This window comes from Rhodococcus sp. IEGM 1341, assembly GCF_030056895.1.
In the GTDB taxonomy this organism is placed as follows: domain Bacteria; phylum Actinomycetota; class Actinomycetes; order Mycobacteriales; family Mycobacteriaceae; genus Rhodococcoides.
On record NZ_JASHKV010000006.1, the window covers coordinates 20,048 to 45,352 of the forward strand.

The 25,305-nt window shown below is 64.8% G+C and carries 25 protein-coding genes; 20 read left to right on the forward strand and 5 right to left on the reverse strand.

Features of this window, described 5'->3' with window-relative positions:
• Nucleotide 1 precedes the first annotated feature (1 nt).
• From QM615_RS14830 to QM615_RS14855, 6 genes are read left to right on the forward strand one after another with little or no spacing between them, the layout of a single operon-like run.
• Nucleotides 2-1,261 (forward strand): FAD-dependent monooxygenase, encoded by a 1,260-nt coding sequence (locus QM615_RS14830; protein WP_068051148.1) that lies wholly within the window; start codon nt 2-4, stop codon nt 1,259-1,261.
• On the forward strand, nt 1,258-2,688 hold the full coding sequence (locus tag QM615_RS14835; RefSeq protein ID WP_231893678.1) for an MFS transporter: 1,431 nt from the start codon (nt 1,258-1,260) through the stop codon (nt 2,686-2,688). Before QM615_RS14830 ends, QM615_RS14835 begins: the two co-directional genes overlap by 4 nt.
• Nucleotides 2,688-3,539 (forward strand): FAD binding domain-containing protein, encoded by an 852-nt coding sequence (locus QM615_RS14840; protein ID WP_283347517.1) that lies wholly within the window; start codon nt 2,688-2,690, stop codon nt 3,537-3,539. Before QM615_RS14835 ends, QM615_RS14840 begins: the two co-directional genes overlap by 1 nt.
• A complete protein-coding gene (locus QM615_RS14845; protein ID WP_283347518.1) occupies nt 3,536-5,902 on the forward strand; it encodes a xanthine dehydrogenase family protein molybdopterin-binding subunit in 2,367 nt (788 codons plus the stop codon). Before QM615_RS14840 ends, QM615_RS14845 begins: the two co-directional genes overlap by 4 nt.
• Nucleotides 5,899-6,402, forward strand: coding sequence for a (2Fe-2S)-binding protein (locus QM615_RS14850; RefSeq protein WP_283347519.1), 504 nt, complete (start codon nt 5,899-5,901; stop codon nt 6,400-6,402). Before QM615_RS14845 ends, QM615_RS14850 begins: the two co-directional genes overlap by 4 nt.
• Nucleotides 6,399-7,025 carry an SRPBCC family protein gene (locus tag QM615_RS14855; RefSeq protein ID WP_068051155.1) on the forward strand — a complete coding sequence of 209 codons (627 nt, stop codon included), beginning with the start codon at nt 6,399-6,401 and terminating at the stop codon, nt 7,023-7,025. Before QM615_RS14850 ends, QM615_RS14855 begins: the two co-directional genes overlap by 4 nt.
• A gap of 1 nt (nt 7,026) precedes the next feature.
• Here QM615_RS14855 and QM615_RS14860 read toward each other — a convergent pair whose 3' ends face one another.
• A complete protein-coding gene (locus QM615_RS14860) occupies nt 7,027-7,692 on the reverse strand; it encodes an aspartate/glutamate racemase family protein (protein ID WP_283347520.1) in 666 nt (221 codons plus the stop codon).
• Nucleotides 7,693-7,695: 3 nt separating this feature from the next.
• Entirely contained in the window at nt 7,696-9,114 is a 1,419-nt protein-coding gene (locus tag QM615_RS14865; RefSeq protein WP_149407879.1) for an MFS transporter, read from the reverse strand.
• Nucleotides 9,115-9,313: 199 nt separating this feature from the next.
• On the opposite strand from QM615_RS14865, the gene QM615_RS14870 reads away from it, so the two are divergent.
• The 5 genes from QM615_RS14870 (at nt 9,314) to QM615_RS14890 (ending at nt 12,942) form a co-directional block, all read left to right on the forward strand.
• The gene (locus QM615_RS14870; RefSeq protein ID WP_094639859.1) at nt 9,314-9,988 is read left to right on the forward strand and encodes a GntR family transcriptional regulator; all 675 of its coding nucleotides are present in this window, start codon (nt 9,314-9,316) and stop codon (nt 9,986-9,988) included.
• A gap of 200 nt (nt 9,989-10,188) precedes the next feature.
• Nucleotides 10,189-10,488, forward strand: a complete 300-nt coding sequence (locus QM615_RS14875; RefSeq protein WP_149407878.1) for a type VII secretion target — start codon at nt 10,189-10,191, stop codon at nt 10,486-10,488.
• Nucleotides 10,485-11,492, forward strand: coding sequence for a WXG100 family type VII secretion target (locus tag QM615_RS14880; RefSeq protein ID WP_283347521.1), 1,008 nt, complete (start codon nt 10,485-10,487; stop codon nt 11,490-11,492). The genes QM615_RS14875 and QM615_RS14880 overlap by 4 nt, the downstream gene beginning before the upstream one ends.
• Nucleotides 11,489-12,415 (forward strand): hypothetical protein, encoded by a 927-nt coding sequence (locus QM615_RS14885; protein ID WP_283347522.1) that lies wholly within the window; start codon nt 11,489-11,491, stop codon nt 12,413-12,415. Before QM615_RS14880 ends, QM615_RS14885 begins: the two co-directional genes overlap by 4 nt.
• Nucleotides 12,412-12,942 carry an LpqN/LpqT family lipoprotein gene (locus tag QM615_RS14890; RefSeq protein WP_283347523.1) on the forward strand — a complete coding sequence of 177 codons (531 nt, stop codon included), beginning with the start codon at nt 12,412-12,414 and terminating at the stop codon, nt 12,940-12,942. Before QM615_RS14885 ends, QM615_RS14890 begins: the two co-directional genes overlap by 4 nt.
• Here QM615_RS14890 and QM615_RS14895 read toward each other — a convergent pair.
• Nucleotides 12,939-14,306 carry an MmgE/PrpD family protein gene (locus QM615_RS14895; RefSeq protein WP_283347524.1) on the reverse strand — a complete coding sequence of 456 codons (1,368 nt, stop codon included), beginning with the start codon at nt 14,304-14,306 and terminating at the stop codon, nt 12,939-12,941. The genes QM615_RS14890 and QM615_RS14895 overlap by 4 nt on opposite strands.
• A gap of 178 nt (nt 14,307-14,484) precedes the next feature.
• Between QM615_RS14895 and QM615_RS14900 the strand changes: the two genes are divergently transcribed.
• Both QM615_RS14900 and QM615_RS14905 read left to right on the forward strand, forming a co-directional pair.
• Nucleotides 14,485-15,297 carry a cyclase family protein gene (locus QM615_RS14900; RefSeq protein ID WP_068051189.1) on the forward strand — a complete coding sequence of 271 codons (813 nt, stop codon included), beginning with the start codon at nt 14,485-14,487 and terminating at the stop codon, nt 15,295-15,297.
• The gene (locus tag QM615_RS14905; protein WP_283347525.1) at nt 15,294-16,721 is read left to right on the forward strand and encodes an MmgE/PrpD family protein; all 1,428 of its coding nucleotides are present in this window, start codon (nt 15,294-15,296) and stop codon (nt 16,719-16,721) included. The genes QM615_RS14900 and QM615_RS14905 overlap by 4 nt, the downstream gene beginning before the upstream one ends.
• Before the next feature lie 67 nt (nt 16,722-16,788).
• Here the strand turns inward: QM615_RS14905 and QM615_RS14910 are convergent, their stop codons facing one another.
• Nucleotides 16,789-17,616 (reverse strand): HpcH/HpaI aldolase/citrate lyase family protein, encoded by an 828-nt coding sequence (locus QM615_RS14910; RefSeq protein ID WP_283347526.1) that lies wholly within the window; start codon nt 17,614-17,616, stop codon nt 16,789-16,791.
• Nucleotides 17,613-18,446 carry an IclR family transcriptional regulator gene (locus QM615_RS14915; protein ID WP_283347527.1) on the reverse strand — a complete coding sequence of 278 codons (834 nt, stop codon included), beginning with the start codon at nt 18,444-18,446 and terminating at the stop codon, nt 17,613-17,615. Before QM615_RS14915 ends, QM615_RS14910 begins: the two co-directional genes overlap by 4 nt.
• Nucleotides 18,447-18,611: 165 nt before the next feature.
• Between QM615_RS14915 and QM615_RS14920 the strand changes: the two genes are divergently transcribed.
• The 7 genes from QM615_RS14920 to QM615_RS14950 are packed head-to-tail and all read left to right on the forward strand — an operon-like array spanning nt 18,612 to nt 25,294.
• Entirely contained in the window at nt 18,612-19,832 is a 1,221-nt protein-coding gene (locus QM615_RS14920) for an ABC transporter substrate-binding protein (RefSeq protein ID WP_283347528.1), read from the forward strand.
• The gene (locus QM615_RS14925; protein WP_094670731.1) at nt 19,829-20,818 is read left to right on the forward strand and encodes a branched-chain amino acid ABC transporter permease; all 990 of its coding nucleotides are present in this window, start codon (nt 19,829-19,831) and stop codon (nt 20,816-20,818) included. The genes QM615_RS14920 and QM615_RS14925 overlap by 4 nt, the downstream gene beginning before the upstream one ends.
• Nucleotides 20,815-21,858: a branched-chain amino acid ABC transporter permease gene (locus QM615_RS14930; RefSeq protein ID WP_068047081.1), complete on the forward strand. Its 1,044-nt coding sequence runs from the start codon at nt 20,815-20,817 to the stop codon at nt 21,856-21,858. Before QM615_RS14925 ends, QM615_RS14930 begins: the two co-directional genes overlap by 4 nt.
• Nucleotides 21,855-22,577 carry an ABC transporter ATP-binding protein gene (locus QM615_RS14935; RefSeq protein WP_094670779.1) on the forward strand — a complete coding sequence of 241 codons (723 nt, stop codon included), beginning with the start codon at nt 21,855-21,857 and terminating at the stop codon, nt 22,575-22,577. Before QM615_RS14930 ends, QM615_RS14935 begins: the two co-directional genes overlap by 4 nt.
• A complete protein-coding gene (locus QM615_RS14940; protein ID WP_283347529.1) occupies nt 22,574-23,278 on the forward strand; it encodes an ABC transporter ATP-binding protein in 705 nt (234 codons plus the stop codon). The genes QM615_RS14935 and QM615_RS14940 overlap by 4 nt, the downstream gene beginning before the upstream one ends.
• Nucleotides 23,279-23,291: 13 nt before the next feature.
• Entirely contained in the window at nt 23,292-23,924 is a 633-nt protein-coding gene (locus tag QM615_RS14945; protein WP_283347530.1) for a hydantoin racemase, read from the forward strand.
• Nucleotides 23,921-25,294 (forward strand): FAD-dependent oxidoreductase, encoded by a 1,374-nt coding sequence (locus tag QM615_RS14950; protein WP_283347531.1) that lies wholly within the window; start codon nt 23,921-23,923, stop codon nt 25,292-25,294. Before QM615_RS14945 ends, QM615_RS14950 begins: the two co-directional genes overlap by 4 nt.
• The last annotated feature ends 11 nt before the right edge of the window (nt 25,295-25,305 follow it).

Genomic DNA, 25,305 nt, shown 5'->3' on the forward strand with positions numbered 1-25,305 from the left:
CATGGCACCGATCGAAGTGGTGATCGCAGGCGGTGGCCTGGGCGGTCTGACCGCGGCGCTCTCGCTGCGGCACAGAGGAATTCAGGTGACGGTACTCGAGGCTGCTGCCGAGCTGGGCGAGGTGGGCGCGGGAATTCAGACCGCTCCCAACGCCAGCCGTATCCTCATCGCCCTCGGGATGCGCGAGAAGCTCGAAGCGATCAAGACCGAGCCGATGGATCAGGTGCGCAGGCGCTGGGAGAACGGCAAGGTCATCGCTCTCACCGCGCTCGGCGAGTACTGCAAGAAGACCTTCAACGCGCCCTACTGGCACTACCACCGCGCAGACCTGCACTCGGCCATTCATGCGCAGTGCCTCGATCCCGACGGCCCGGGCCCGATGGTGGTGTTCGAGACCGACGCGAAGGTCGTCGAGGTCGATCGAAAGAATCCGACGCGGCCTGTCGCGGTCACCGGAACCGGTAAGCGCTACGAATCGGACCTGCTCATCGGAGCCGACGGTATTCGCTCGACCGTGCGCGATCTGATCGGTCTACCCGATACGCTCGTGTTTTCCGGCGAAATGGCCTATCGCGCACTCATTCCGGGTGATCGCATCGTCAAGGATCCGGCTACTCGCTGGCTCGTCGACCGATACCAGAGCACCATCTGGTACGGACCGGACCGGCACCTGGTGCACTACATGATTCGTAACGGCGAGTACCTCAATGTCGTTGCGCTGGCTCCGTGTACCGACGAGGTCCGCGACGGTGGACCACGGCTCGTCGGACCCGAGGAACTGATGGGGACATTCCCGGATTGGGACGATCGCGCCCACGCGATGCTCTCCAAGGCCGACGAGAACGTGCTGTGCCAGGCGCTCTACTACCGCAGGCCCGACCCGCGGTGGACCGACGGCCGTGTCGCGCTGCTGGGCGATGCCTGTCATGCCATGCTGCCGTATCAGGCGCAGGGTGCTTCGCAGGCCATGGAAGACGCGGCAGTGCTGGCCGAGGAGCTCGCGAAGGTCACCCCGAGCGGGATCGACGAGGCGTTGGCGCGCTACGTGTTTCGGCGGGCCAGGCACGCGCGGATGGTGCAGGACGCGAGCCTGCAGAACAAGACTTTTTATCACATACCCGATGGACCCGAGCAGCAGAAGCGGGACGCGACACTGGCGTCGTTCGATGGGGAATCCGACATCTCGTACGACTGGCTGTGGAGCGGTACCCCGCTCGACGACAGCGACGACGAGAAATTCCATTACTCGTTCGTCCGATGACGACCTCGGACCACAACACCGCGCCGGAGGCTGCGATGAAGACTGGTGATCAGGTAGTACAGGAACTCCCCTGGAAATGGGGTGTGCAGGGCAAGATCTTCATCATCGGTGGGCTGGGCTACATGTTCGACGCCTGGGACGTGGCACTGAACGGCTTCTTGACCCCGCTGCTCGGAAGCTACTGGGACCTGTCCCAAGCCGAGCGCGGTCTGGTCGCCACCGGCAACCTGATCGGCATGGCCGTCGGGGCCGTCGTGTGGGGCACGATCGCCGACCGAGTCGGACGTAAGCGTGCATTCTCGTTGACGCTGTTGATCTTTGCGCTGTTCTCGGTCCTGGGAGCGTTCGCGCCGAGCTTCGAGATCTTCATCATTCTGCGGTTCCTCGCCGGGTTCGGCCTCGGTGGCTGCATCCCGGTGGACTACGCGTTGGTCAGCGAATTCTCACCGCGTCGGATTCGCGGCAAGATTCTCTCCGCCATGGATGTCTGGTGGCCGATCGGTGCCACCATCTGCGGCGTCGTCGCCACGCTGCTCGTCCCGATCGACGGCGACGTTCGCTGGCGCTACATGCTGCTGTTCATGGTTCTGCCTGCGCTGCTGCTGTTCTGGGTCCGACGCGGCATCCCGGAATCACCCATCTACCTCGCCAAGGTCGGTCGTGAGGCCGAGGCCCGCGCCGTCATCGACGACATGGTGACCCGTACCGGATCCGAGGCCGTCGACTACGTCATCGTCGCCGACACCGCCCCGAAGGGACCGGGCGGAATGAAAGCCGCTCTGACGCAGCTGAAGTCGGTCTGGCGGTACAGCCCGCGGATCACCGCCGCCGCGTGGATGTTGTTCGTGTCCATCATGCTGCTGTACTACGCAGCGCTGAGCTGGATGCCGTCGATCCTCCGCGCCGAGGGCTACGGGGAATTCGCAGCTTTCGCCGGTACGACGCTGATGACCGGCGTCGGCATCGTCGGTGTGCTCACGTCGGCGTTCATCGTGGAGATCTTCGGACGCAAGTGGGTCATCGGGCTGTCCGGTCCGATCGCGGGTAGTGCGCTGGTCATGTTCGCCGTCATGCTCGACATCCAGTCGGCCGCGCTGATCTGGCTCGGCATCTTCGGATTCGTCATTCAGCTGACCATCCCGGTGCTGTACTGCTACGTCTCGGAGTTGTACCCCACCAACATCCGCGCCTCGGGATTCGGGTACGCGTCCTCGGTCAGCCGGGTCGCAACCGGCTTTGCACCACTGCTGTTCGGTTCGGTGATGTGGCCGATCCTCGGTCTGCCGTTGACCTTCGGCATCGTCACCGCGTTCGTGTTGTTCGCGGTGATCTGGATGGCGTACTTCGCACCCGAGACCAAGGGGCGCGAACTCGATACCCTCGTCGACGAACCCACCGAGGTCGTCGCAGGCGAGGCTCGAGTCTGATGAAGCCCGCGCAGTTCGACTACCACCGGGCGCGCGATGTCTCTGGTGCGGTGCGGCTGCTGTCCGAGCTGGGCGAGGACGCGAAGATCATCGCCGGAGGCCAGTCCCTGGTCGCCATGATGAACTTCCGCCTCGCCCGGCCCGGGCACCTGGTCGACGTGGCTGGGTTGAACACTCTGCAGTACATCCGCCGAGAATCCGACGGCTTGCACATCGGAGCGCTCACCACCCACCACGACGTCGAACGCGGCGACGTGGGAACGGATTTCGGTGTCCTTCGCGAGGCCATGCGGTGGGTGGGGCACTACCCGATCCGTACCCGCGGGACCGTCGGGGGCAGCATCGCCCATGCGGACGCCACCGCGGAATGGTGCTTGCTCGCCATCCTGCTCGACGCCCGCATCGTCGTCGAGAGCGTGCGGGGGCGGCGAACCGTAGAGGCGGACTCTTTCTTCTTCGGGTACTACTCCACCGATCTCGCGTTCGACGAGATGATTGTCGAGATCGTGTTCCCGAACCCGGCACCGCACGCTGCGGTGACCGAATACGCCGAGCGGCAGGGAGATTTCGCGATCGTCGGCGCGGCCGTGTCGCTCGATCTCGACGGGGTGGCCGTGGTGGGCGGGCGGGTTGCCCTCGCGGGAGTGGGAGCAACTCCCGTGCGATCGCCGGCTGGGGAAGCCGTCCTGGCCGCAGGCGGGACCTTCGCGGACTGCGCGGATGCCGCAGCCGAATCATTGGAACTGGAGGACGAGGGCATGGTCACCGCCGAGTACCGCCGCACCCTGGTGCGCACGTTGGTCGCCGAAGCCTGCAGCGACGCACTGGTATCTCAGGGGGTGCCCACGTGAGCGTCGATCAGGTTCTCACGCCGAAACTCGTCGGCACCTCGGTCGCACGCCGCGAGGATCCGCGGTTGCTCACCGGTCGAGGCAGATTCGTCGACGACATCGCGATGCCGGGAATGTTGCACGCTCAGTTCGTCCGCAGCACCGTCGCGGCCGGATCGATCACCGGTCTCGACGTGGGTGATGTCGCCGGAGTCGAAGGGGTGCGCGGCGTCTTCACCGCGGCGGACCTGGACCTGCAGCCGATCCGCGCCGAATTGTCGCGTCCACTCAGCGAATTCGTGCCCACCGATATGCCCGTGCTGGCGCACGACGTGGTGCGCTACGTCGGTGAGCCACTGGCCATCGTCGTCGCCGCCGATGCCTACAGCGTCGAGGACGGGCTCGAGGCGGCACGAGTGTCGTACCGGACCGTCACCGCCGTCACCTCGGCAGATCAGGCCATGTCCGAGGGCGTGTCCCTGGTTCACGATTCGGTTCCGAACAACATCGTCGTGGACGTGCAGATGTTCGCCACCGACGGCATCGACGAGATCTTCGACGACGCGCACACCGTGGTGTCGGTGCAATCCAGAACCGGCCGGCAGAACGCGCTTCCACTCGAGACCCGCGGATGCATCGCGTACTGGGACGATCGCGACGAGCAGCTGATCATCTACATTTGTACTCAGGTGCCACACCAGGTTCGGACCGTCACCGCGCTCTGCCTCGGGCTGGACGAGCGCCAGGTGCGCGTCGTGGTACCCGACATGGGCGGCGGGTTCGGGCAGAAGTGCGTCGTCGGCCGCGAGGAGATCGCCGTCGCCGCAGCTGCGTTGAAGCTCCGCCGTCCCGTGAAATGGATCGAGGATCGCAAGGACGCACTGACGGCGTCGTTCCTGGCGCGCGAACAGCAGTACGACGTGCGGGCAGCATTCGATTCCGAGGGCCACATCCTCGGCCTCGACGCGGACGTCGTGTGCGACATGGGTGCCTACTCGTGCTACCCGTTCACCGCAGGCATCGAGCCGCTGATGGCCTCGGCGGAAATGCCGGGGGTCTATCAGGTTCCGGCGTACCGGGTTCGAGGACGCTCGGTGTTCAGCAACAAGGCACCGACCGCGCCGTACCGCGGGGTGTCTCGCCCGCAGTACGTCATGGTGATGGAGCGATTGTTCGAGCGAGCGGCCCGTGAACTGCAGCTCGATGCGGTGGAGATCAGGCGGCGCAACGTCATCACCGCCTTCCCGTACACCGGCGTCAACAACATCACCTACGACCCGGGCTCGTACCTCGAGGCGCTGAACCTGTGCGAGCAGACCCTCCGTGACGGCGGTTGGTACGACGTCCAGGAGCGGGCAACCGCAGACGGCCGACACATCGGCATCGGATACTCGTGCTTCAGCGAGCGAACCGGATACGGCAGCAGCGCATTCGCGGCGCGCAAGATGAACGTGGTGCCCGGGTTCGACATCTCGGAGGTCAAAATGGACACCTCCGGCACGGTCGTCGTGACCACCGGAACGATGAGCCACGGTCAGAGTCACGAGACCACGATGGCTCAGATCGTCGCCGATCGCCTCGGCATCGGCGTCGAACAGGTCAAGATCGTGCAGGGCGACACCGATCGGATCACCTACGGCTTCGGCTCGTTCGCCTCTCGCTCCATCACCATCGGCGGCAGTGCGGTGGCGTTGGCGTCGAACAAGCTGGGAGACAAGCTCTGTGAGATCGCAGCGCACCTGCTGGAGACTCGCGACGACAACGTCGAGTTGGCATCGGGGCGCGTACGTCAGCGCGACGACCACTCGGAGTACGTCACCTACCGGGACATCGCCGACGTCGCGTATCTGAAGGCGCAACTGCTGCCGAAGGGCGTGGAACCCGGATTGTCCGCGACGGCAAGCTTCGACGTGTTCAACGACGGCACCTTCTCCAACGCCACCCACGGCGTTGTGGTCGAGTTGCACGAGGGCACCGGACGAGTGGAGATCCTCAAGTACGTGTGCGTCGAGGACTGCGGCGTCGCGATCAACCCCAAGATCGTCGAGGGCCAGTGCCGGGGTGGGATCGCCCAGGGCATCGCCGGGGCGTTGTTCGAGCAGGTGTCGTACGACGATCACGGAAATCCACTGTGTGCCAGCTTCATCGACTACAAGGTGCCGACTGCCTGCGAGATCCCGGACATCGAGATCCACCACCTCGAAACTCCCTGCCTGTTCACCGAATCCGGAGCCAAGGGAGCCGGTGAGGGCGGAACGATCGGTGCACCCGCCGCTGTGCTCAACGCTGTCAACGACGGATTGCGCTCCACCGGAGTCGAACTGAACGACACACCGATCACCCCCGTGGCAGTACAGGCAGCACTGGCGAAGGGCAGGCCATGAGCAACAAGCAACTGATCGAACTGAACGTAAACGGCACCGTCCGTGAGGTGATCACCGAACCACGCCGCACCCTGGTCGACGTACTGCGGCATGATCTGCAGCTCACCGGAACCCATGTCGGCTGCGAACACGGCGTGTGCGGAGCCTGCACCGTGCTGATCGACGGCAAGCCGGCCCGCGCGTGCCTGACGTTCGCAGCGCAGGTGGAGAACTCGGACATCGAGACCGTCGAATCACTCGGCATCGACGGTGAACTGAACGATCTGCAGCAGGCCATCGCAGACCACCACGGTCTGCAGTGCGGGTTCTGCACACCGGGGTTCCTGATGTTGGCCGAGGGCTACCTCGCCGACAACCCCGATGCCACCAAGGAACAGATCCGCGAGGTGGTGGCGTCGAACTACTGCCGCTGTACCGGGTACCAGACCATCGTCGAGGCCATCGACTCGTGCGCCGAGCAGCGCCGCTGCGCCGGCTGTGTGAACGGAGTTCCCCAGTGATACTGACCAATACACTCGACATCGACGCGTCCGCCGAGGACGTGTTCCGGCTGATCAACGACGTCGAGAAGGTCGCGACCTGCGTACCGGGGGCGGCCATCACCGGTAAGGACGGCGAGACCTACCTCGGCGGAGTGAAGGTCAAAGTGGGCCCGATCAGTGCGTCGTACGCCGGCACGATCAGGTTCCTCGAGGTCGACGCCGAGACCCGCACGCTCACACTCGAAGCGAAGGGGGCGGACTCGCACGGCAACGGCGACGCCGAGGCCCAGGTCGATCTGGCGGTCGAGGCGCTCGGTGATCGTTCGCGGTTGACCCTGAATACCGATCTGGTGATCAGCGGAAAGATAGTCTCGTTCGGCAAGGGCGCGATCGTCGCGGTGTCGAACAAGGTCCTGCAACAGTTCGCCGTCAATCTCGGTGCGCTGCTCAGTGGTTCGGCCACGGCCGAATCGACCACGCCTGCAGCTGTGAAGGCTGCTGTTGCGAGCCCGATGGGCGGCGAATTGAACGCGATGAGCCTGATGCCCGAACCGGTGCGCAAGTACGCACCGATCGCGGGCATCTTCCTCGCGGGAATGGTCGAGGGCTGGCTGGTGTCCAGGGCCTTCGGACGTCGATAGTTCAGCTGCGTACCGCGTTCGAGATTCTGTCGACGACCATCGCAACGGCACTCGGAACCGGCTCGATGACGTCCACGTCGGTGCGCAGTGCCAGCCGCCGGGCCGAATCGCTCAACGGACCGCCGCCGATGACGACCGCCGTCGCTCCGGCGGCGACTGCTGCATCGACCGCTGCTCCCAGTTCGACGACGCTCGATGCGAGGTCCTCGGCCAGGACCAACGGCGATGACGCGGTGAGGAACACACCCGCGAAATCGCCGTCGGGCACGGTGGCACGAGTCAGTGCATCGAGTTGGGCGGCGAGATCGGCTGTGGTGGTGGCGATCGCGAAGCGCCGACCACCTCGTGCAGCGTGCAGGATTCCTGCCTCGCCGATCCCGACGACCGGAATGTCGACGAGGGTTCGGAGTTCGGCGGCACCGGGATCACCGAACGCGCCGACGATCACCGCTGCCGGGCCATGGTGCTCGATCGCGTCGAGGGCCGCGGTTACGACATCCGGTCCGGCAGCACGCAACTGTTCGGTGCCGGTGATCATCGCCGGTCCGGTACCCGCGGTGACCCCGACGACGGTGAATTCTGTGTCGTGGACACAACGCCGCGCGACGTCGACGAGCAGCTGCGTCGTTGCAGTGTTCGAGTTGGGGTTGATCACGAGAATCTTCACTGCTCAGCCATCTTCCGGCATCGGTTGTCCGAAGGTCTCTTTCGGGAACTGCACGGCAATCCCGCACACGATGAACAGGCCGGCCAGCATCGCGAACATGGCACCCACGCCGGACGAGTCCAGTACGGCTCCGGCAATGAGCGGGAACAGTCCGCCGGAGAGGGAGCCCAGCGCCAGGATCACCGACGTCGCGAGGCCACGGATTCGTGTGGGGTACTGCTCGGGTGCGAACAGCCAGATCGTCGTGTTGAGGATGATGACCGAGAAGTTGAACAGGGCACCGAAGAACAGTACGAGGCCGATGGACGTTGCGAAGAAGCCGAATCCGAGCCCGGCGACGATACCGAGCGCAGCGCCACCGGTCAGCGTCACCTTGCGGGGGAGTTTGCGAGCGATGATTGCGGCGGTCAGCGCGCCGATCAACGACCCGGACTGCATCACGAGGGTGTACCAGAGCGCACTCGAGATCGACATTCCCCGCTCGGTCAGGATGACGGGGATCAGCGTGAGCATCGAGATCTGTGCTGCGTAGGACATGCAGACGGCAATGCCGAGGGCGAGAGTGCTTCTGCGGTAACGCTGCCCGAACATCTCCGTCCACCGTGCGCGCGGTGCGGCGTGATCATCGACCGTGGTGTCGACGTTCAAGTACTGAACCTCGGAGTCGAGGGTGCCGCGAAGCTTGCCCTGCGCCAGGCGGTTGATGACGGTGTTGGCCTCGGCCACCCGGCCTGTCGCTGCGAGGAAGCGAGGTGTTTCCGGAAGCGAGCGGCGATAGAACACGACCGCGAGTGCGGGCAGTACCAGCAGACCGAACAGCCAACGCCAGCGGTCGTCACCGGTGAAGATGGCGAAGACGATGACCCCGAACAGTGGGGCGAGCATGTTGCCCAGACCTGCGGCTGCGACGTTGATCATGCCGACCGCGGTACCGCGATGCTTGGCGGAGAAGAACTCGGAGAGCATGATCACCGCGACGGCGATCTCACCGCCGAGTCCGAGCCCGACCAGGAATCGAGCGCCCACCAGCACCTCGTAGTTGGGTGCGAATGCGCACAGTAGCGAGCCGAACGCGAAGACGAGAAGGTTTGCGCCGAGGAGGGTTCGACGACCGAAACGGTCCATCACGGCTCCGGCCAGGATGCGCCCGAGTGCGACGGCGGTGAACGTCGCGGTGTTCAGCAGTCCGATCTCGGTTCCGCCGAGGCCCCAGGATTCACGCAGGAGCGGTCCGGTGATGCCGACGGCATTCTGTTCGATGGCATCGAAGAACACACCGAACAGGACCATGGCGACGATGCCGAAGTGCGCTGTGGTGAGGCCGATCTTCGAGTACGACGCCTCGATCTGTTCACTGAGGCTGCCGGCCTCGGGCGGTGGGTCGATCGGTGACGGCTTCTCGTTTCTGGTCGGGACGCTCATCCCAGTGCCTCTCGCTAAGTGGTATACCAACAACGGAGAATTTACGGAGCGTCGAGCCGCGAATGGTTTCTCGGCGGTAACGCTTGTGTTTCCAGGTCCTCTCACCTGGCCCTTGCTGTCCAGGTCTTCGTTGGACAAAGCTTGCCGATGACGCTGGCGGATGCGCGGTATACCTACAGTTCGCTGGTATACAAGCATCATGGCATCCACGGAAGGTCGCGAATCGCTGTCGCGATCGGTGTTCGACGCGATCAGAACACGCATCCTCGACGGCCGCCTCCGACCTGGTGAAACGCTGAGCGAGCGCAATCTGGGAACCGAGCTGCAAGTGTCGAGGGTGCCGATTCGTGAGGCGCTTCCATTGCTCGAAGCAGCCGGGTTGGTGACGCTGTCGCCGAGACGCCCCGCCGTGGTGACAGGAGTGACCAGAAGTTCCGTCGACGAGTTGTACGACATCAGGTCCGCGCTGGAGCCGCTCGTTGCTCGCCGGGCAGCGTCCGCTGTGGCGGCGGGCGCGGACTCGTCGTCGTTGGTCGACGCCGTGTCCCGTGCAGGTGCAGCGCTCGATCGGGGTGATCTGCTCGAATTCCATCACGCGAGCTCGGGGGTGCACTCGGGGATCGAGGCATTGTCCGCCAACCGGCTGTTCCCGGTCATCATGGAACCGCTGCGGGAGCGCAGCAATCGACTCAACATGGCCAATCTCGAACGGGATCCGTCGCTCCGCCACGGGGAGCATGTCTCCCTCGTCGACGCCATCGCCAAGGGGGACACGGAATTGGCTGCCGCTGTTGCGTTCGCGCACGTCGAATGGGGTCGAGCGCGAACGTTCGAGACTCTGGCGCAAGTTCCGGGCTACGACCCACAGCACTGAGCCGAGTCCGCCGTACTCACCGCGACGCAGGCAGTCCTGCCGCGGTAGGTCCGATGGGCGGTGACTGGGCGGTGCTCATCACCGTGATGCCCATGAACGTTTCTCGAAGCGGCCGGAGGGAACCGATCGGAACCCACTCGCGTCAAACCCGATGACGCCGATTCACCGGGCGTCGCTACGGTGCAACTCGGGGGAGCGTCATGACAGTGAATGTGGATCCAGCGATCCTGCGGCAGTTCTCGAATGTGTTGTCGGCGACTGGCGGGGTGATCCGTGAGGTGGATGCTCTTGCTCCGTTCCGTGCATCGGAGAATGCGTTGCAGGGTAGCGACTTTCACGCAGCATGTGCGGCGGCGGCAGCCGCGGCGGCCGGAGCTGTTGCAGCTCTGGCCGGGCGGGCCGAATGCGTCGCGGACATCGCCCGCGGCATCGCGCAGAACTACGAGATCGCCGACGACGAACTCGCCCGCCGCCTCGCAGCAATGGACCAGCCGAAATGACCCCGACGGTCCCGCACGTCGCGGGTTGGGAACCGGAGTCGATGCGCAAGACGATGATCGAGTTGTCGGAGATCGTCGAGCGCGTCAACGGCCAGCGCACCGGAGTACTCGAGGAGCAGGACGTACTGGCCGAGACGTGGACCGGCGAAGCAGCCGACGCCGCAGCCGAGCGTGTGGTGAGCGAATGCTCCCGGATGAGCTCGGTGTGCAGTGAAATCGATTCACTCGGTAGAGCATTCGAGACCGCAGCAGGACTGGTCGATGCTGCGAAGGCCCACCTGCAGGCGCAGGTCTCGGCGGCGACGGCGAGCGGGTTCGCCGTTCGGGCCGACGGTGTAGTGGATCCAGACGGGATGATCGCATTGATACCGGACGTCCTGGGTGAAGAAAAGGTACGGAAGGCCGACGAACTACGCTCTGCTGCAGCGCAGTTGACCGAGGACATTCAGGGAGCTCTGAGACAGGCAGACAGGGCCGCACTCGACGCTGCGCAGCAGTTGGCCGAGCCCACGAAGCTGTTGACCGAGCTTGCGCTCGGTAGTCCGGCCGGGAAGTTCGTCGAGAACCCGGACGGGTCCTTCTCGTGGATGCCGGATTGGCCGACGACCGTTGCAGCCACCGTCATCGGTGGCATGACCGACGTGACAAGGAGGGCTCTCGAACTTCCGGGTGTCGGTTCCGTCGACGATGTTGCCAAGAACATCGGTCGGGGGTTGGGGGCGTTCGGCGCGGTGGCAGGAACGGTGCCCTCGATTGGCCACGATATCGATGAGGGGGTGAGCCCCGGCGAGGCGATTGCGGTCAATACGGCGAGTACCGCCGCCGGCCTCGCAGCTGCGAGCTACGTGACCGGTGCTCTGGTGGGAGTCGGTAGTGCCGCGGGTTCGGTGTTTCCCGGGCCGGGCACGGTTGCCGGTGCTGCCGCAGGCGTTGCGTTGGGTGCCCTGGTCGGGGGCTCCGTCAGCCACGGCGTCTCGAAGGTCTTCGAATGGACACTGCGATGACCGATCGTGAGGACACAGGCGCGAACATGCCTGCGACAGCGAATCCGGGACCTGTGTGGGTGCGGAGGTGGCGCAGTGTTCACCTCGGCTGGCTCGCAGCGGTTTTCGGCATCTGTACGGCAGTGGTGGGACTGCTGGTTGCTGCCGTCCCTGTGATTGCCAGGACGGGTGCAGGCGGCCTCCTGGCACTGTTGTGGCTCGCGTTCTTCGTGCTCCTTCCCTTGGGGATGGCTGTGCCGATGTCCGGCATCGGAGCTGCGCGATTGTCACGTTTCGTGCGGCGGGTCGACGTTGCAGGCGTCGGCGCAGGTCTGTTGGTGCCCGGGCGCGGGGACTTCGTGGCCAGGGCAGGTCTACTCGCCTTCGCGTCGGTGGTGGGCCTGTCCTACTTCGTATTCAGAGACGACGGACCGGACCCTCGCCAAGAGAGGGCAGAGTTGCTGACGGCGATAGGCGCGCCGGCATGCCTGGCGTGGTTCGTGCTCGGGTTCGTCGTCGTCAACCGCACCTGGATCTCTCTGCACCCCGAAGGTATTGTCCAACAGATCTATCGACGTCGTGGGTGGAAGGTGTCGAACGACGTGATGGTCGTGCCCTGGAGCGACATTGCGGATCTGCGCCTGGAGGAGCATCCGAATCCAGCAGTACCGCACCGAGGTGACCTGCCGGTGATCAGAGTCTCGCGCCGATCGAGCGAGACCGACGAGCCGGAGCTGGTCATCATGGCGTGTGAGAAGAAGGTCGAACCGAATTCGCTGCTCGCGCTGCTTCTGTGGTGCCGCGACAATCCCTGGGCCCGTGCGCAACTGGGCCACGACGATGCGCGGGAGTTGCTGCGCCCGCCCAGGCTGCGCGAGCGTATCCGTGCCGACCGTGCCGACCGTGCCGCAACGACTGTCGGTGGAAGGAACACTGTCCAGTGACGGTTCGACAAAGGACGGTATACACCTATCTCCAGCAGCAGGGTGTCGAACTGGCACCGGTGCACCGCGACGAATGCGACAGGTTCGGGCTCGAGCTCCCGGTGCTACCGGACTGGGAGGCTGTTTCAGAGCATCACTTCCCACACGCCACCGCGGTGCTGTGCTCTCCGGCGAACGCAGTCGACGGATTCGTACCGAATTCGGTGGTTCTGGTCGGGAAGCTCGCACGGTCGGTCGACCCGGATGCCCTACTGGAGTGCGGCTTCGGAGACGCGCGGGCACTGCCCGGCTGGGTCGAGATCAGTCACGACCGAGGTTCGTTCTGCGGTCTACCGTCCGTCTCGATCGCGGGTCGCTACGACTGCGCCGGTCGGTTGCTCTTCGCCCGGACCCGTTACGTCGTCGTCCACCACATCGTCGACCAGTACCTGGTTCAGGTGACGGTCACCGTGCCGGATTCGCTACGACAGAGATTGTCCTGTGCTGCAGACGAGTTCGTCGACGAGCTGCGTATCGGTCGACGCTAGCGAATCGGTAGTGCGCGCAACAGCGCCGCAACGTCCTCCGTATCGCCGAGGGAGTCGACGATGTCCTCGATGACCGCGGTATCGGATTCGCCGACCAAGCGGGCGATCTTGGCGCGCACCGCGCCGTAATCCATCGGAAAATGGTCGATGTCGCCCAGCGGATTCGGGGCAGTCGCCGAGAGTGTGGTGCCGTCCCGAAATTCGATCGTCACTTCGGCGGCTCGGCGCTCGGGTAGCAGCGCGTCGAGCTCGCTCGACGATGCGACGTCGACTCGGGCGCTGAACGCTTCGGCCGCCGAGAATGTCGCACCTCGGGGGTCCAGAGAATCCACGTCTATCGCGTCGGACACGAACGCTGCGGCCACCACGAACGGCAGCGAGAACATCGCGCCCAACCTGTTCGACGGATGTCGGCGGAACAGGGGGTCCGCCAACGAATGTGTCCGCACCCGAACATGTTCGATGTCGGCGGCGGACCATTCGGCACCGACGCGCAGGCTCTGCACAGCGTCCACTGCGGCGTGTGTGTACGAGCAGCTGGCGTGCTGTTTCGTGTAGCCCTCCAGCGTGAGCCATCGGTCGCCGAGATCCTCGGTCAGTCGGGACGTGTCCAATGTCCCGACCAGAGCGCCCAGGGTGTGCTCGATGGCCCCCGAATTGTGGACGACCCCGGACCGGGCGAGCCTGGCCGCGGTCACGCCCGACCGTGCGGCACCGCCGATCCACAGGTTTCGCGAGAAATTGCCGTCGAGAACCACTGCCCAGGGCGCTACCTGAATCAACGCAGACGACGAGTCGATCGCCGCGGCAACCTCGTTCGCATCGGCACCACGAATCGCCGCGGCTGCTGTGGCCGCGCCAGTGGCACCCCAGTGTCCATGGGTGTGCCACGCACCGTGCCGGGTCAATGCCCAGCCGAATCGAGCGGAAACCTCGTATCCCGCTACGACGGCCGTCAGGAAGGCCCGGCCCGAGATCGGCGTCGATGACAGCCTGGCCGCGGCGATCGCTGCAGGAAGCACATGCGCAGCAGGATGTCCGGCGGCATATTTGTTGCCCTCGTCGAGCTCGAGGCAGCACGATGCGATGGCGTCGAGCTCGGCCGCAGTCTCGATGGTGGTGCCGGTGCTTCCGCCTATCGGGTACGTCGATCCTGGTTCCGAGTCCCACTTCTTCCGTAGTTCGACCATCTCGCCGGTGCGGGCACCGGCAAGGGTGACGCCCAGCAGGTCCAACAGAATCAACCGCGCTCGATCGCCGAGCGGTGCGGGGAGGGGTGACATCCGTAGGTCGACCATCGCGGTGGCCAAGGCGTCGACCGCGCGCATGTGTTCCGGTGAGCGAAACGCCGTTGAACCGTCCATGACTGGACTGTAGAAGGCTCAGAAAGAAAGAGTCAATGATCGAGACGTGCAACCTGCCGACTGCTAGGCTCGGCCTACCGCCGGCGCGAGTCCATACCGCTCAGAACCGTTCCGGCTAGCGAAACGAAACAACGCTGGTGTGAGGTTCGCACGCAGCGTCGAACGAGGAGACGAAGCAATGTCCGATCAACTTCTTCGTGCAGTCCAGGGGGGCGTGCGCGCGGTCGATCTCGGTAGACAGTTGAGGGTCGGGATGCCGCAGTCGCCCAATCATCCTCAGTTCTGGCACACCCTGCCGCGCAGACACGGCGACGTGACTCGAGCAGACGGCGGCAGCGCCGCGAACGACATGATCACCACCGGAACGCACGTGGGCACTCACATCGACGCTCTCGCTCACGTCAGCCACGACGGAAAGCTGCACGGCGGTGCCGATGCCGGGCAGTCGTGCCTGGGCGGCAAGTATGTCGAACACGGCGTCCACACCATCGAACCCATGATCCGCCGCGGCGTGCTGCTCGACATCCCGAGGCTCCTCGGTGTCGGTCGCTGCGAGGGCGGGTACGAGATCACTGTCGATGATCTGCAATCGGCATGTGCTGCAGAGAAAATCGAGATCGAACGCGGCGATGTCGTGCTGATTCGCAGCGGATGGGGGCAGTTGTTCGCCGAGGGATCGCCGTACGTCGGCGGCCCGTCCGGAGTTCCCGGAGTCGGAGAAGCAGGCGCGCAATGGCTGGCGGACAAGGGTGTACACGCTGCAGGCGCAGACACCATCGCGTTCGAGCGGCTCGCCCCGGGCGGTGGTCACGCGCTGCTCCCCGCGCACCGAGTTCTGTTGGTGGAGAGCGGTATCTACATCATCGAAGCACTCGACCTCGAAGAGCTCTCCCAGCAGGAACTGTTCGAGTTCACGTTCGTTCTCGTTCCCCTGAACATCTTCGGCGCAACGGGTTCGCCGGTACGGCCGCTGGCGGTGACGTCCGCATGAGCGAACGTACGCTCGCGCAGCACCTGGCGCGTTTCGCCGCGACCACCCACTATCAGGATCTACCCGACGCCGTCGTCAACTCGGTCGGGATGCGGGTGCTCGATACGCTCGGGATCGCGGTTGCGGCCACCGACCTCGAGACGAGCAAGGCTGCGACCGCATGGGCCCGCGAACAAGGCGGGGCAGCAACGGCATCCGCGGTCGGCCTCGACATCGCTCTCCCTCCGGCCCTCGCCGCTTTCGTCAACGGAGTGCTCGCACACTCGCTGGATTTCGACGACACGCATCTTCCATCGATCCTGCATCCGAGCGCCAGTGTCGTGCCCGCGGCTCTTGCGGCTGCTCAGGAGCACGGTACCGACGGTCGAGAACTCGTCCGCGGCATCGCGATCGGGCTGGAAGTGTGTGTGCGCATCGGTATGGCGGGGTTCGACCCGGAGACCAAGAACTCGGTGTTCTTCGAGCACGGACAGCACGCGACGTCCATCTGCGGTGCGATGGGTAGCGCTGTGGCTGCCGCTGTCATCGGTGGTGCGTCGGAGGAGCAGATCGTCGACACGATGGGCATTGCCGCGTCGATGGCGTCGGGCATCATCGAGGCCAATCGCACCGGGGGCACCGTCAAGCGCATGCACTGCGGTTGGGCTGCGCATTCCGCGCTCTCGGCCGCAGGCCTTGCGCGTCATGGGATCACCGGGCCACCGACGGTCCTCGAAGGACGGTTCGGCTTCTTCCAGGCCTGGCTGCACGAGCCTGGCCGAGCCAACGAGATTCTGGACGGACTCGGCTCCGAGTGGGCCGTTCCCGGAATCTTCTTCAAGCCGTACCCCGCCAATCACTTCACCCATGCGGCAATAGACGCAGGAGCAGCGCTGCGGGCGAGAGGAATCCGGCCGGAGCAGATCGAGAAGCTCGAGCTGGGAGTGCCCGCGGCGAACCTGCGGACCATCGGTGAACCCATCGACGTCAAACGCACGCCCGAGACCGGGTACATGGCGCAGTTCAGCGGACCGTACGCCGTTGTCGTCGGCTTGCTCGGCGGGGGCGGTCTCGGCGCAGCACTCGAGGACTACACCGACGAGTTGGCGAAGTCGGCAGATCGGCGAGCTCTGATGGCCAAGGTCGACGTCGTTCCGAACCCGAAGTGCGACGCCATCTTCCCGCATCAGTTCCCGGCGGTGCTGACCGCAACCCTGACCGACGGAACAGTAGTGGTCGAAGAGGTGCTCACCACTCGTGGCGGACCCGAACGGCCGCTGTCGTTCGGCGAGGTCTCGACCAAGTTCACCAGCAATGCCGGGCCGTTCCTCTCCGACGTCGAACTGAAGGAATTGGCCGGCCGATGCGATCGTCTCGGGGACCTGACCGATATCGGGACACTGCTCGCACCGTTGACCGACCTGAAATCGACCACGCAACAATAGAACAGTTGTCCCACCGGCTCGGGCACCGTCACTCGTGTGGCGGTGCCCGAGCTGCAGTTCGGTCGGTTCAGGCCCGGGCGAGGATTTCCCGTGCGCCCCGCACCACTGCCTCGTCGACGAATCGGCCGTTGTCGTCGACGGTCGGTCCTCCCCGAGACACCTCGTACAGCTCCACCAGTCGACGTGCTGTGGTGATGTCGTCCGAGGACGGGGTGAGCGCGGCATTGATGATCGGAACCTGACTGGGGTGCAATGCCGTCCGGCCCCGGAAACCCATCTGCACGAAACGGGCCGTGGTGCCGACGAACCCGTCCAGATCGCGAAAATCGGTCGACGTCGGGGCAATCGGTGCTGCCAATCCCGCAGCAGCACAATCGATCACGACGTTCAGCCGAAGTGCGTCGATCATCGATTCCGTCGATTCCGAACGGGTGATGCGCAGGTCCGCGAGGAGGTCGACTTCACCGATCCCGAATGTTCGCACTCTGCTGCATCGAGCCATCTCCGGCAGAGCACGCAAGGAGTGAGCCGTCTCGATCAGCCCGATCAGCTCCACCCCGGGCAGGTTGTGCTCGGTGAGCAATCGGTCTGCGCGCGTGAGTGACTCGACCGAACACTTCGCCACCATGATGCCGGTGACACCGCCTCCGGCGACGGCCTCGAGGTCCTGCGTCATGAATTCGGGGGTGATGCGAATCCAGATCTGGGTATCGGTCGACGGCGTCGAGGCCAACCACCCCGCGAGGTCGGCCCGCGCTCGGTCTTTGTCCGCCAACGGAACCGCGTCCTCGAGGTCGATGATCACCGCGTCTGCGGCACCGCCTACGGCCTTGTCGAACAACTCGGGCTTGTTTGCCGGTACGTAGAGGAACGACCGGGCGTAGGTAGGGGTCATCGAGCTGCACGCGCTTCCAGGATGGTGGTGATCGACTGGGCCGCCGCGACGACCTGACCAGCGTGAACGATGTGTTCGTCGTCCGCGGACGAGGAGTAGCGGAAGGCAGGGCCCGAGGAGCTGACCGATCCGAGTACGTGCCCTGCGGCGTCGAAGAACGGCGCGGCGATCGATGCTGCACCGGTGTTTCGCTCGTTCGTCGAGGTTGCGTATCCGTTGGTACGGATCTCTGCGAGGCGGGCGCGGAAGCGGGTCTCGTCGGCGTCGGGGGAGCTGCTGCGGAGTTCCTGGAAGGCCTCGTCCGCGAATCGATCGGGGAGGAACGCCAGGATCGCTCGGCTCGAGGCTCCCGAGTGCAACGCGTACTGAGGGCCGATCTCGACCACCATCTTCACCTCCTGGGGGCTCTCGTACTGATCGAGATAGACACGACGGTGCCCCACGAGCACCGACAGCGTTGCGGTCTCGCGTGTGTTCGCGCGAAGCGCGCGCAGCACGGGAGCCGCAATCGACCGGACGTCGAGCTGGCTCCACGCCTTGGTGCCGAGTCCGATCGCCGCCGGGCCGAGGGAATACGTCGACTCGCCCGCAACCGGCTGCACGATCGACCGCGATGCCAGCGACTGCAGAATGCGGTGTACCACAGCCTTGCTCAGGTCGAGAGTGCGAGCGATCTCGGACACGCCCAGTGCCCGATCGGATTGCGCGAAGGCGATGAGCACATCGGCGACACGATCGGCGGACTCTGTTCCCGTCGACGTCTCCAGTGCAGGCCTGCTGACCATAAGTGTCACCTTTCGGATGTGCTTGCGTTCCGCTGAGCGAACCATACCCGTAACAAGAAATTGACGGAAGAGCCTGTTCTGAGGCCGTGATGCGTGCCATACTCGATTTCAGCGAGATCAATCATCAATCTGATGGTGCGCTCAGCGGAACGGTAGGTTCCGCCCAGTGGTTCGACTCGGCGCCGATGGGCGCGGAAGGCAGACTCAACAATGAAGAAGCTCGTAGGCGTGCTGACAGCCGTTGCAGTCGTGGGTGCGGCAGCATGTGGCTCCTCCACCGGCTCGGACGACTCCGGCCCCATCAAGATCGGATCGGTTCATCCCACCACCGGAGCTCTGGCGGGAGTGGGCGGGCTGATGAACGACGGTGCTGCCCTCGCCGTGGCCGATATCAATGCAGCAGGCGGCATTTCGTCCATGGACGGTCGGCAGTTGGAGTTGGTGTCGGGCGACAGCCAGGGCAAGGCAGAGGTCGGACAGAGTGAGGCGCAGCGGCTGATCGACGACGGCGCGGTGTCGCTCATCGGCACGTACCAGAGCGACGTCACACAGAACGTCGCCTCGGTTGCCGAGCGATCTCGGGTTCCGCTCGTGATCGATGTGGCGGTGGACGACAAGATTCTCGACCAGGGTTACCAGTACTCCTTCCGCATGCAGCCGAATGCGTCCAGCATGGGAACCGACGGTGCCAAGGCGCTCGCCGCGATCGAGGAGCAGACCGGTCAGCCGATCGACCGCGTCTCCTACCTGCACATCGAGGGATCCTTCGGAGACAGCGTCTTCAACGCGTTCGAGGCCGAGGCCGCGAATCAAGGGATCTCGTCGGTACAGGAAATCACCTACCCGGCAACGAATTTCTCCGACGCCACCACGCAGGTGCGTGAGGCTGCGGTGTCCAACCCCGACGTCATCGTCGCCACCGGCTACTACCCGGACGGGCTGCTGATCGCACGTGCGGTCGAGCAGCTGAACCTGAACGTCAAGGGCGTCTACGGAATTGCCAACGGCGCGTTCGACGACAGCTCGTTCCCCAGTGACGCAGGTGCAGCAGGCGAGGGCGTGTTGAGCGCCAACTACCACTTCGACGCCACCAGCGACCGCGTCACCGACATCCGCTCGCGGTTCGAGGCCGAATACGGACGTCCGATGGAGACCGCAGCAATGCTGTCCTACCAGGCAGTCGAGGTCATCGCGGCCGGACTGAACGACGGTGCGTCGAGTGATCCCGAGGATCTGCGCGACGCCATCTCCGGCGTGTCGATCGAGGATCCGCTTCTCGCGTTCAACGGACCGATCGAGTTCGACGAGACCGGCCAGAACAAGAACGCCACCGTCATCGTCATGCAGGTTCGCGACGGTGCAGTCGCTCAGGTCTTCCCCGAGGAGTTCGCAACGGACGCAATCGAGTTCCCCGCAGGAGCCGGCCAGTGACGGCCGCTACCTCGACCGCGGAGAAGGCGGGGAACAAAGGTCTCGCGGGGCTCAACCCCGGTATCCCGGTCGCAGCAGCGATCGTCGTCATCATGGCGGTGATCTACCTCGTCGGTGGAAAAGACCAGGGCCTGGTCACGCAGTCGGTCGTCTCCGGACTCCTGCTCGGCGGTGTGTACGCACTGATCTCCGTCGGACTGACGCTGATCTTCGGTGTTCTCGGCATCGTGAACTTCGCCCAGGGTGCGATGCTGACGATGGCGATGTACATCGTCTACGCGCTGTCCACCGCCGGGTTGCCGGTCTACGTTGCAACACTGGTCGCCGTTCCGGTGATGTTCCTGTTCGGCATGGTCGTGCAAGCGACACTGTTGACGAAACTGACCATCAGCGGCAGTCACGACGGCCCGCTCCTGGTGACCCTCGGCCTGTCGCTGCTGATCATCAACGTGCTGCTGATGATCTTCGGTGGGCGGCCTCAATCGGTGCAGGCTCCGATCGACGGTTCCCTCGACGTACTCGGTGCCGTCGCGTCGTGGCCGCGAGTGATCGCGTTCATCGGGGCTGCGTTGGTAGCCGTCGCGCTCACCGCGGTACTGAAGCGGACGCCGCTCGGATTGTCCATCCGCGCAGTCGCATCCAACTCCGAGGGAGCCAAGCTCGTCGGCGTCGACATCGGTCGGGTCTACGCGCTCACCTTCGGTATCGGCGCAGCCTGCGTCGCGGTCGCAGGCGGGTTGATGACACCGTTCACCAGCCTGACGCCGTCGGTCGGAGAACAGTTCACCATCCTGGCGTTCGTCATCGTGGTTCTCGGCGGACTCGGAAGTGTCGTCGGAGCCATGGTCGGCGGGCTCGTCATCGGCCTCGTGCAGACCGTCGGCGCGCTGTATCTCCCCGGAACAGGTTCGCTGATCCTGGTATTCGCGGTGTTCGTTCTCGTTCTGTTTCTCAAGCCCGAAGGATTGTACGGAGCGCGCCGATGACTACGACAAGAAGCGCACCCACACCGGTGCAGCACGATCCGCGGTTGAAGGACACGTGGCTACGCCGCCAATTGATCACGCTGGTCATCGGATTCGTCGTCGTGGCGGCATTGCCGCTGCTCCTCGGCGAGCAGGCCCAGACGGTTGCCGTGCGCACGCTCATCTTCGCCGTGATGGCCGTGGCGTGGAACATCATGAGCGGGTTCGGCGGCATGTTCAGTTTCGGCCACGCCGCGTTCTTCGGAATCGGTGCGTACTCCGGTGCGTATCTTCTGGTCGAGCACGGAATCTCCCCGTGGATCTCGATGGTGGTCGCGGCAGTCCTCTCGGCCACGGTGGGCACACTCATCGCCTACCTGTGCCTGCGCTACCGACTCGCTGGGTCGTACTTCGCACTGGCGACATTCGCCTTCGCGCAGATGTTTCTGCTGCTGGTGCAGAACCTCGAGGTGTTCAACAAGACCGAGGGCTTCAATGTGCCCATCTTGCCGCGTGATTCGTGGTGGATGCTGCAGTTCGAGAAGGGCAGCCCCAATTACGTCTGGATTCCGCTGGTCATTCTGACGCTCGCGGTTCTCGGCACCATCTTCTACACCCGTTCCCGCGCAGGGCAGTTCGTCCAGGCCACCCGTGACGACGAAACCGCTGCAGCCTCGCTCGGTATCGACACGATGAAGTATCGGTTGATCGCCGTGGCGGCGAGTTGTGCGCTGACCGCCGTAGCCGGGGTCTATTACACGCAGTACTACTTCTTCGTCGGTCCCGAGCAGGCCTTCGGTTCGGCGGTTTCCGTCGAAGCGATCGTGCCGGCCGTCATCGGCGGCATCGGAACGATCTGGGGCCCGGTCATCGGTGCCGCCGTGATCGGGCCGCTGTCGGAGTTGATCAACGAACTGCTCAGAAACCCACCCGCCTTCCTCGAATTCCTCCAGGGGACAATCGGATTGGACGTCGCCGCGTACTCGGTGATTCTGATCGCGATCGTGATCTTCCTGCCCAAAGGAATCTTCGGCACGATCCGTGAGAGGTGGAACCGATGAGCTTGTTGAGCATCGAGAACCTGAGCAAATCCTTCTCGGGAATCCACGCGGTACGCGAGGTCAGCCTCGACGTGCCCGAGCACGAATTCCTCGGCATCATCGGCCCCAACGGGGCAGGCAAGACGACCCTGTTCTCCCTGCTGTCGGGTGAGCAGCCCCCGACAGCAGGCCGAGTGATCTTCGACGGTACGGACATCACCGGATGGCCGGCGAGCAAGATCGCGCGAGCCGGGCTGGTACGTACGTTCCAGCTCATGCGACCCTTCGAGTCGATGTCGGTGCTCGAGAACGTCACCATCGCCGCACTGTCGAAGCGCAAGTCACGCAAAGACGCCCGGCAGCATGCCCTCGATGTCCTCGACCGCGTGCAACTGTCCGACCAGGTCGGCGGCAAGGTCTCGACCATGTCGACGGCAGGCCTGAAGAGACTCGAACTCGCTCGCGCCCTGGCCATGGAGCCACGCGTCGTGCTCCTCGACGAGGTTCTCGCCGGTCTGGTTCCGGCCGAGCGAGCACCGATGATCGAACTGCTGCGCACGGTGCATCAGCAGGGCCAGACGGTGCTGTTCGTCGAACACATCATGGCTGCGGTGATGGCCCTGTCCGAACGTCTGGTGGTCATGCACGAAGGGGCGGTGCTCACCTCGGGCGACCCACGCACGGTGGTTGCCGACGACCGCGTCGTCGAGGCATACCTCGGTGAGGAGAAGACAGCATGATGCTCGAAATCGACAACCTGCACGCCGGATACCGTCGGCTCGAGATCCTGCACGGGGTGAACCTCTCGGTCGATCGGCACGAGATCGTCTCCCTGATCGGCGCGAACGGCGCGGGGAAAACGACCACGCTGCGGGCGCTCTCCGGCATGGTGTCCACGTCCGGCGGCAGAATCATGCTGGATGGCAACGCCATTCACGGGATGCGGGCGGACAAAATAGTGCGAGCCGGGCTGGTGCACGTCGCCCAGGATCGGGCGTTGTTCGGCAGCCTCACCGTGGCCGACAACCTCGAGATGGGCGCGTACACCCAGAAGCGCAGCGGCGTGAAGGAATCCCTCGACCAGGTCTACGCCCTGTTCCCCATTCTCGCCGAACGACGAGAGCAGCGGGCCGACACCATGTCCGGCGGTCAACAGCAGATGCTCGCCATCGGCCGCGCCATGATGTCCAAGCCGCGAGTACTGACACTCGACGAACCGTCCGTCGGGCTCGCTCCCAAGCTGGCAGCTCAAGTGCTCGAGGCAATCGTGCGTATCCGTGACTCGGGTGTGACCGTACTGATCGTCGAACAGAACGCCGCGCAGGCACTCGCGATCTCCGATCGGGCCTACGTCATCGAGAGCGGGTCCATCGTGCTGACCGGCACCGGGCCCGAATTGGCACACGACGAGCGGGTCAAAGCTGCCTACCTCGGTATTTAGGAGTTCACCTCACATGCACCTTTTGGCTTTCACCCCGATCGACGTCGACGCGGCAGAACTGCAGCGCCGGCAGGATCGGTACGACCACCTTTCGCCCGCGGGGATCACCGTCGAGCTCCGCAACATCGGGCCCGACGCGCCGAGCGCACTGGATACCGAACTCGATGTCAGACGGTCGGAACAGGTGCTGTCACAGGCCTTTCGTTCCGTGCTGGACACGCACGCCGACGGGTTCCTGCCCGACTGCGTGCTCGACCCCTGCGCCGAGGAAGCGGATTCGTTCGCTCGGCCGCTGTACGGCCTCACCCGGCTGACGGCCTCGTTCTATGCCTCCCCGGGGCACCGGATCGGTGCCCTGGCGAGAAACGACGCGATCGCTGCGGAACTGGACCGCCGACTCGGGTTCTACGGGATCGTCGCCGAGGCCACCGAAGTACTCGGGCTCGGTGTGCACGACATCGCAGACACCGGCACGTGGGGGAGAGCGGTCTCTGAACACGCGGGCAAGCTCCGCTGCACCATCGCCATCAATGCCTGCTCTGCAGTCGATCTCGTCGATCCACCGACGTCACCGCAGGTGGTGGACCCGACCGGCACGGCGTTGCGGCTGCTGGGTCTGCGTTCCGAGCTGCAGGTCTCCGCGTGAGCGAGGACGGCCCCGACCTGGTGGTGGCCGGCGCGGGCGGTGGCCTCGTCGCTGCTCTGCGTGCAGCCGAGCTGGGGCTCGACGTGCTGGTCGTCGAGGTCAGTGCGCACTTCAAGCGGGGCAACAACACGGCGATGTCCACGGCCATGATCCCCGGTGCCGGCTCACGGTGGCAGCGAGCGGCCGGAATCGACGATTCGCCGCAACAGTTCCTGGACGACGTCCTGCGCAAAACGAAGGGCACTGCCGATCTGCGGCTGGCGTCCACCCTCGCCGATGTCAGTGCGCCGCTGGTGGAATGGCTCGCAGATCACGTGCAGCTGCCCCTCACGCTCGTCACCGATTTCGCATACCCCGGCCATTCGCAGTTGCGTTGTCACACGGTCGAAGGCCGTCACGGCAGTGGGATGCTCGAGCACCTCGCGCGAGCGGTCGCCGCCGAGCCGCGCATCGACATGCTGATGCCCGCCCGGCTGACCGATGTGTCCGTCGATTCCGACGGGGCCGTCGACGGCGTGACGATCACGATGCCCGACGGCAGCGTCGACCGAGTTCCGACGCGCGCAGTCCTGTTGGCCACCAATGGCTACGGTGCCAACGCAGAGTTGGTGGCGGAGCACGTGCCGGAGATATCCGCGGCGCGCTATCACGGAAGTGAGCACTCCGTCGGTGACGCGCTGACCATCGGGCGCCGTCTCGGTGCCGATTCGGCGTATCTGGATGCGTACCAGGGACACGCGGCACTCTCGAAGCAGGCGACGACTCTCGTCGGATGGGCGACGGTGATGCACGGCGGCATCGTGCTCGACGCATCCGGGCACCGGTTCGGTGACGAGACGACCGGGTACTCCGAATACGCAGCCATTCTGGCCTCCAGGCCGGGCTCGGAGGGCTGGGTCGTCATCGACCGCGAGATCTACGACAAGTGTCTGTCGTTCAAGGACTTCCAGCAGACCGTCGACTCGGGTGCCGCGGTGTGGGCCGACGACACGGACGGCCTTGCTGCCGCAACGGGGCTTCCACCTGCGGCAGTGGCGGAGGAGCTCGCCGCTGTGGAAAGGTATGCACGGGGAGAGGCGTCGGATCCGTTCGGCCGCAGCTCTTTCGAGCATTCGCTCACCGGACCGTACGCCGCCGTCAAGATCGTGCCCGCGTTGTTCCACACCCAGGGCGGGCTCGTCGTCGACGAGAACGCACGTGTTCTCCGCACCGACGGTTCCGCCATCACCGGTCTGTTCGCTTCGGGCGGTGCCGCAATGGGCATCTCCGGCCACGGTGCTGCCGGGTATCTCGCGGGGAACGGACTGCTCCCGGCGCTCGGACTCGCATACCTCGCGGCAAGTTCGCTTCGAACAACCCAACTCTTGTGAAAAAATTCGAA

Coding starts and splice junctions, on each gene's coding strand:
- QM615_RS14830 (WP_068051148.1), top strand. CDS start 2: ATGGCACCGATCGAAGTGGTGATCGCAGGCGGTGGCCTGGGCGGTCTG.
- QM615_RS14835 (WP_231893678.1), top strand. CDS start 1,258: ATGACGACCTCGGACCACAACACCGCGCCGGAGGCTGCGATGAAGACT.
- QM615_RS14840 (WP_283347517.1), top strand. CDS start 2,688: ATGAAGCCCGCGCAGTTCGACTACCACCGGGCGCGCGATGTCTCTGGT.
- QM615_RS14850 (WP_283347519.1), top strand. CDS start 5,899: ATGAGCAACAAGCAACTGATCGAACTGAACGTAAACGGCACCGTCCGT.
- QM615_RS14865 (WP_149407879.1), bottom strand. CDS start 9,114: ATGAGCGTCCCGACCAGAAACGAGAAGCCGTCACCGATCGACCCACCG.
- QM615_RS14870 (WP_094639859.1), top strand. CDS start 9,314: ATGGCATCCACGGAAGGTCGCGAATCGCTGTCGCGATCGGTGTTCGAC.
- QM615_RS14875 (WP_149407878.1), top strand. CDS start 10,189: ATGACAGTGAATGTGGATCCAGCGATCCTGCGGCAGTTCTCGAATGTG.
- QM615_RS14880 (WP_283347521.1), top strand. CDS start 10,485: ATGACCCCGACGGTCCCGCACGTCGCGGGTTGGGAACCGGAGTCGATG.
- QM615_RS14885 (WP_283347522.1), top strand. CDS start 11,489: ATGACCGATCGTGAGGACACAGGCGCGAACATGCCTGCGACAGCGAAT.
- QM615_RS14895 (WP_283347524.1), bottom strand. CDS start 14,306: ATGGACGGTTCAACGGCGTTTCGCTCACCGGAACACATGCGCGCGGTC.
- QM615_RS14900 (WP_068051189.1), top strand. CDS start 14,485: ATGTCCGATCAACTTCTTCGTGCAGTCCAGGGGGGCGTGCGCGCGGTC.
- QM615_RS14905 (WP_283347525.1), top strand. CDS start 15,294: ATGAGCGAACGTACGCTCGCGCAGCACCTGGCGCGTTTCGCCGCGACC.
- QM615_RS14910 (WP_283347526.1), bottom strand. CDS start 17,616: ATGACCCCTACCTACGCCCGGTCGTTCCTCTACGTACCGGCAAACAAG.
- QM615_RS14915 (WP_283347527.1), bottom strand. CDS start 18,446: ATGGTTCGCTCAGCGGAACGCAAGCACATCCGAAAGGTGACACTTATG.
- QM615_RS14920 (WP_283347528.1), top strand. CDS start 18,612: ATGAAGAAGCTCGTAGGCGTGCTGACAGCCGTTGCAGTCGTGGGTGCG.
- QM615_RS14930 (WP_068047081.1), top strand. CDS start 20,815: ATGACTACGACAAGAAGCGCACCCACACCGGTGCAGCACGATCCGCGG.
- QM615_RS14935 (WP_094670779.1), top strand. CDS start 21,855: ATGAGCTTGTTGAGCATCGAGAACCTGAGCAAATCCTTCTCGGGAATC.
- QM615_RS14940 (WP_283347529.1), top strand. CDS start 22,574: ATGATGCTCGAAATCGACAACCTGCACGCCGGATACCGTCGGCTCGAG.
- QM615_RS14945 (WP_283347530.1), top strand. CDS start 23,292: ATGCACCTTTTGGCTTTCACCCCGATCGACGTCGACGCGGCAGAACTG.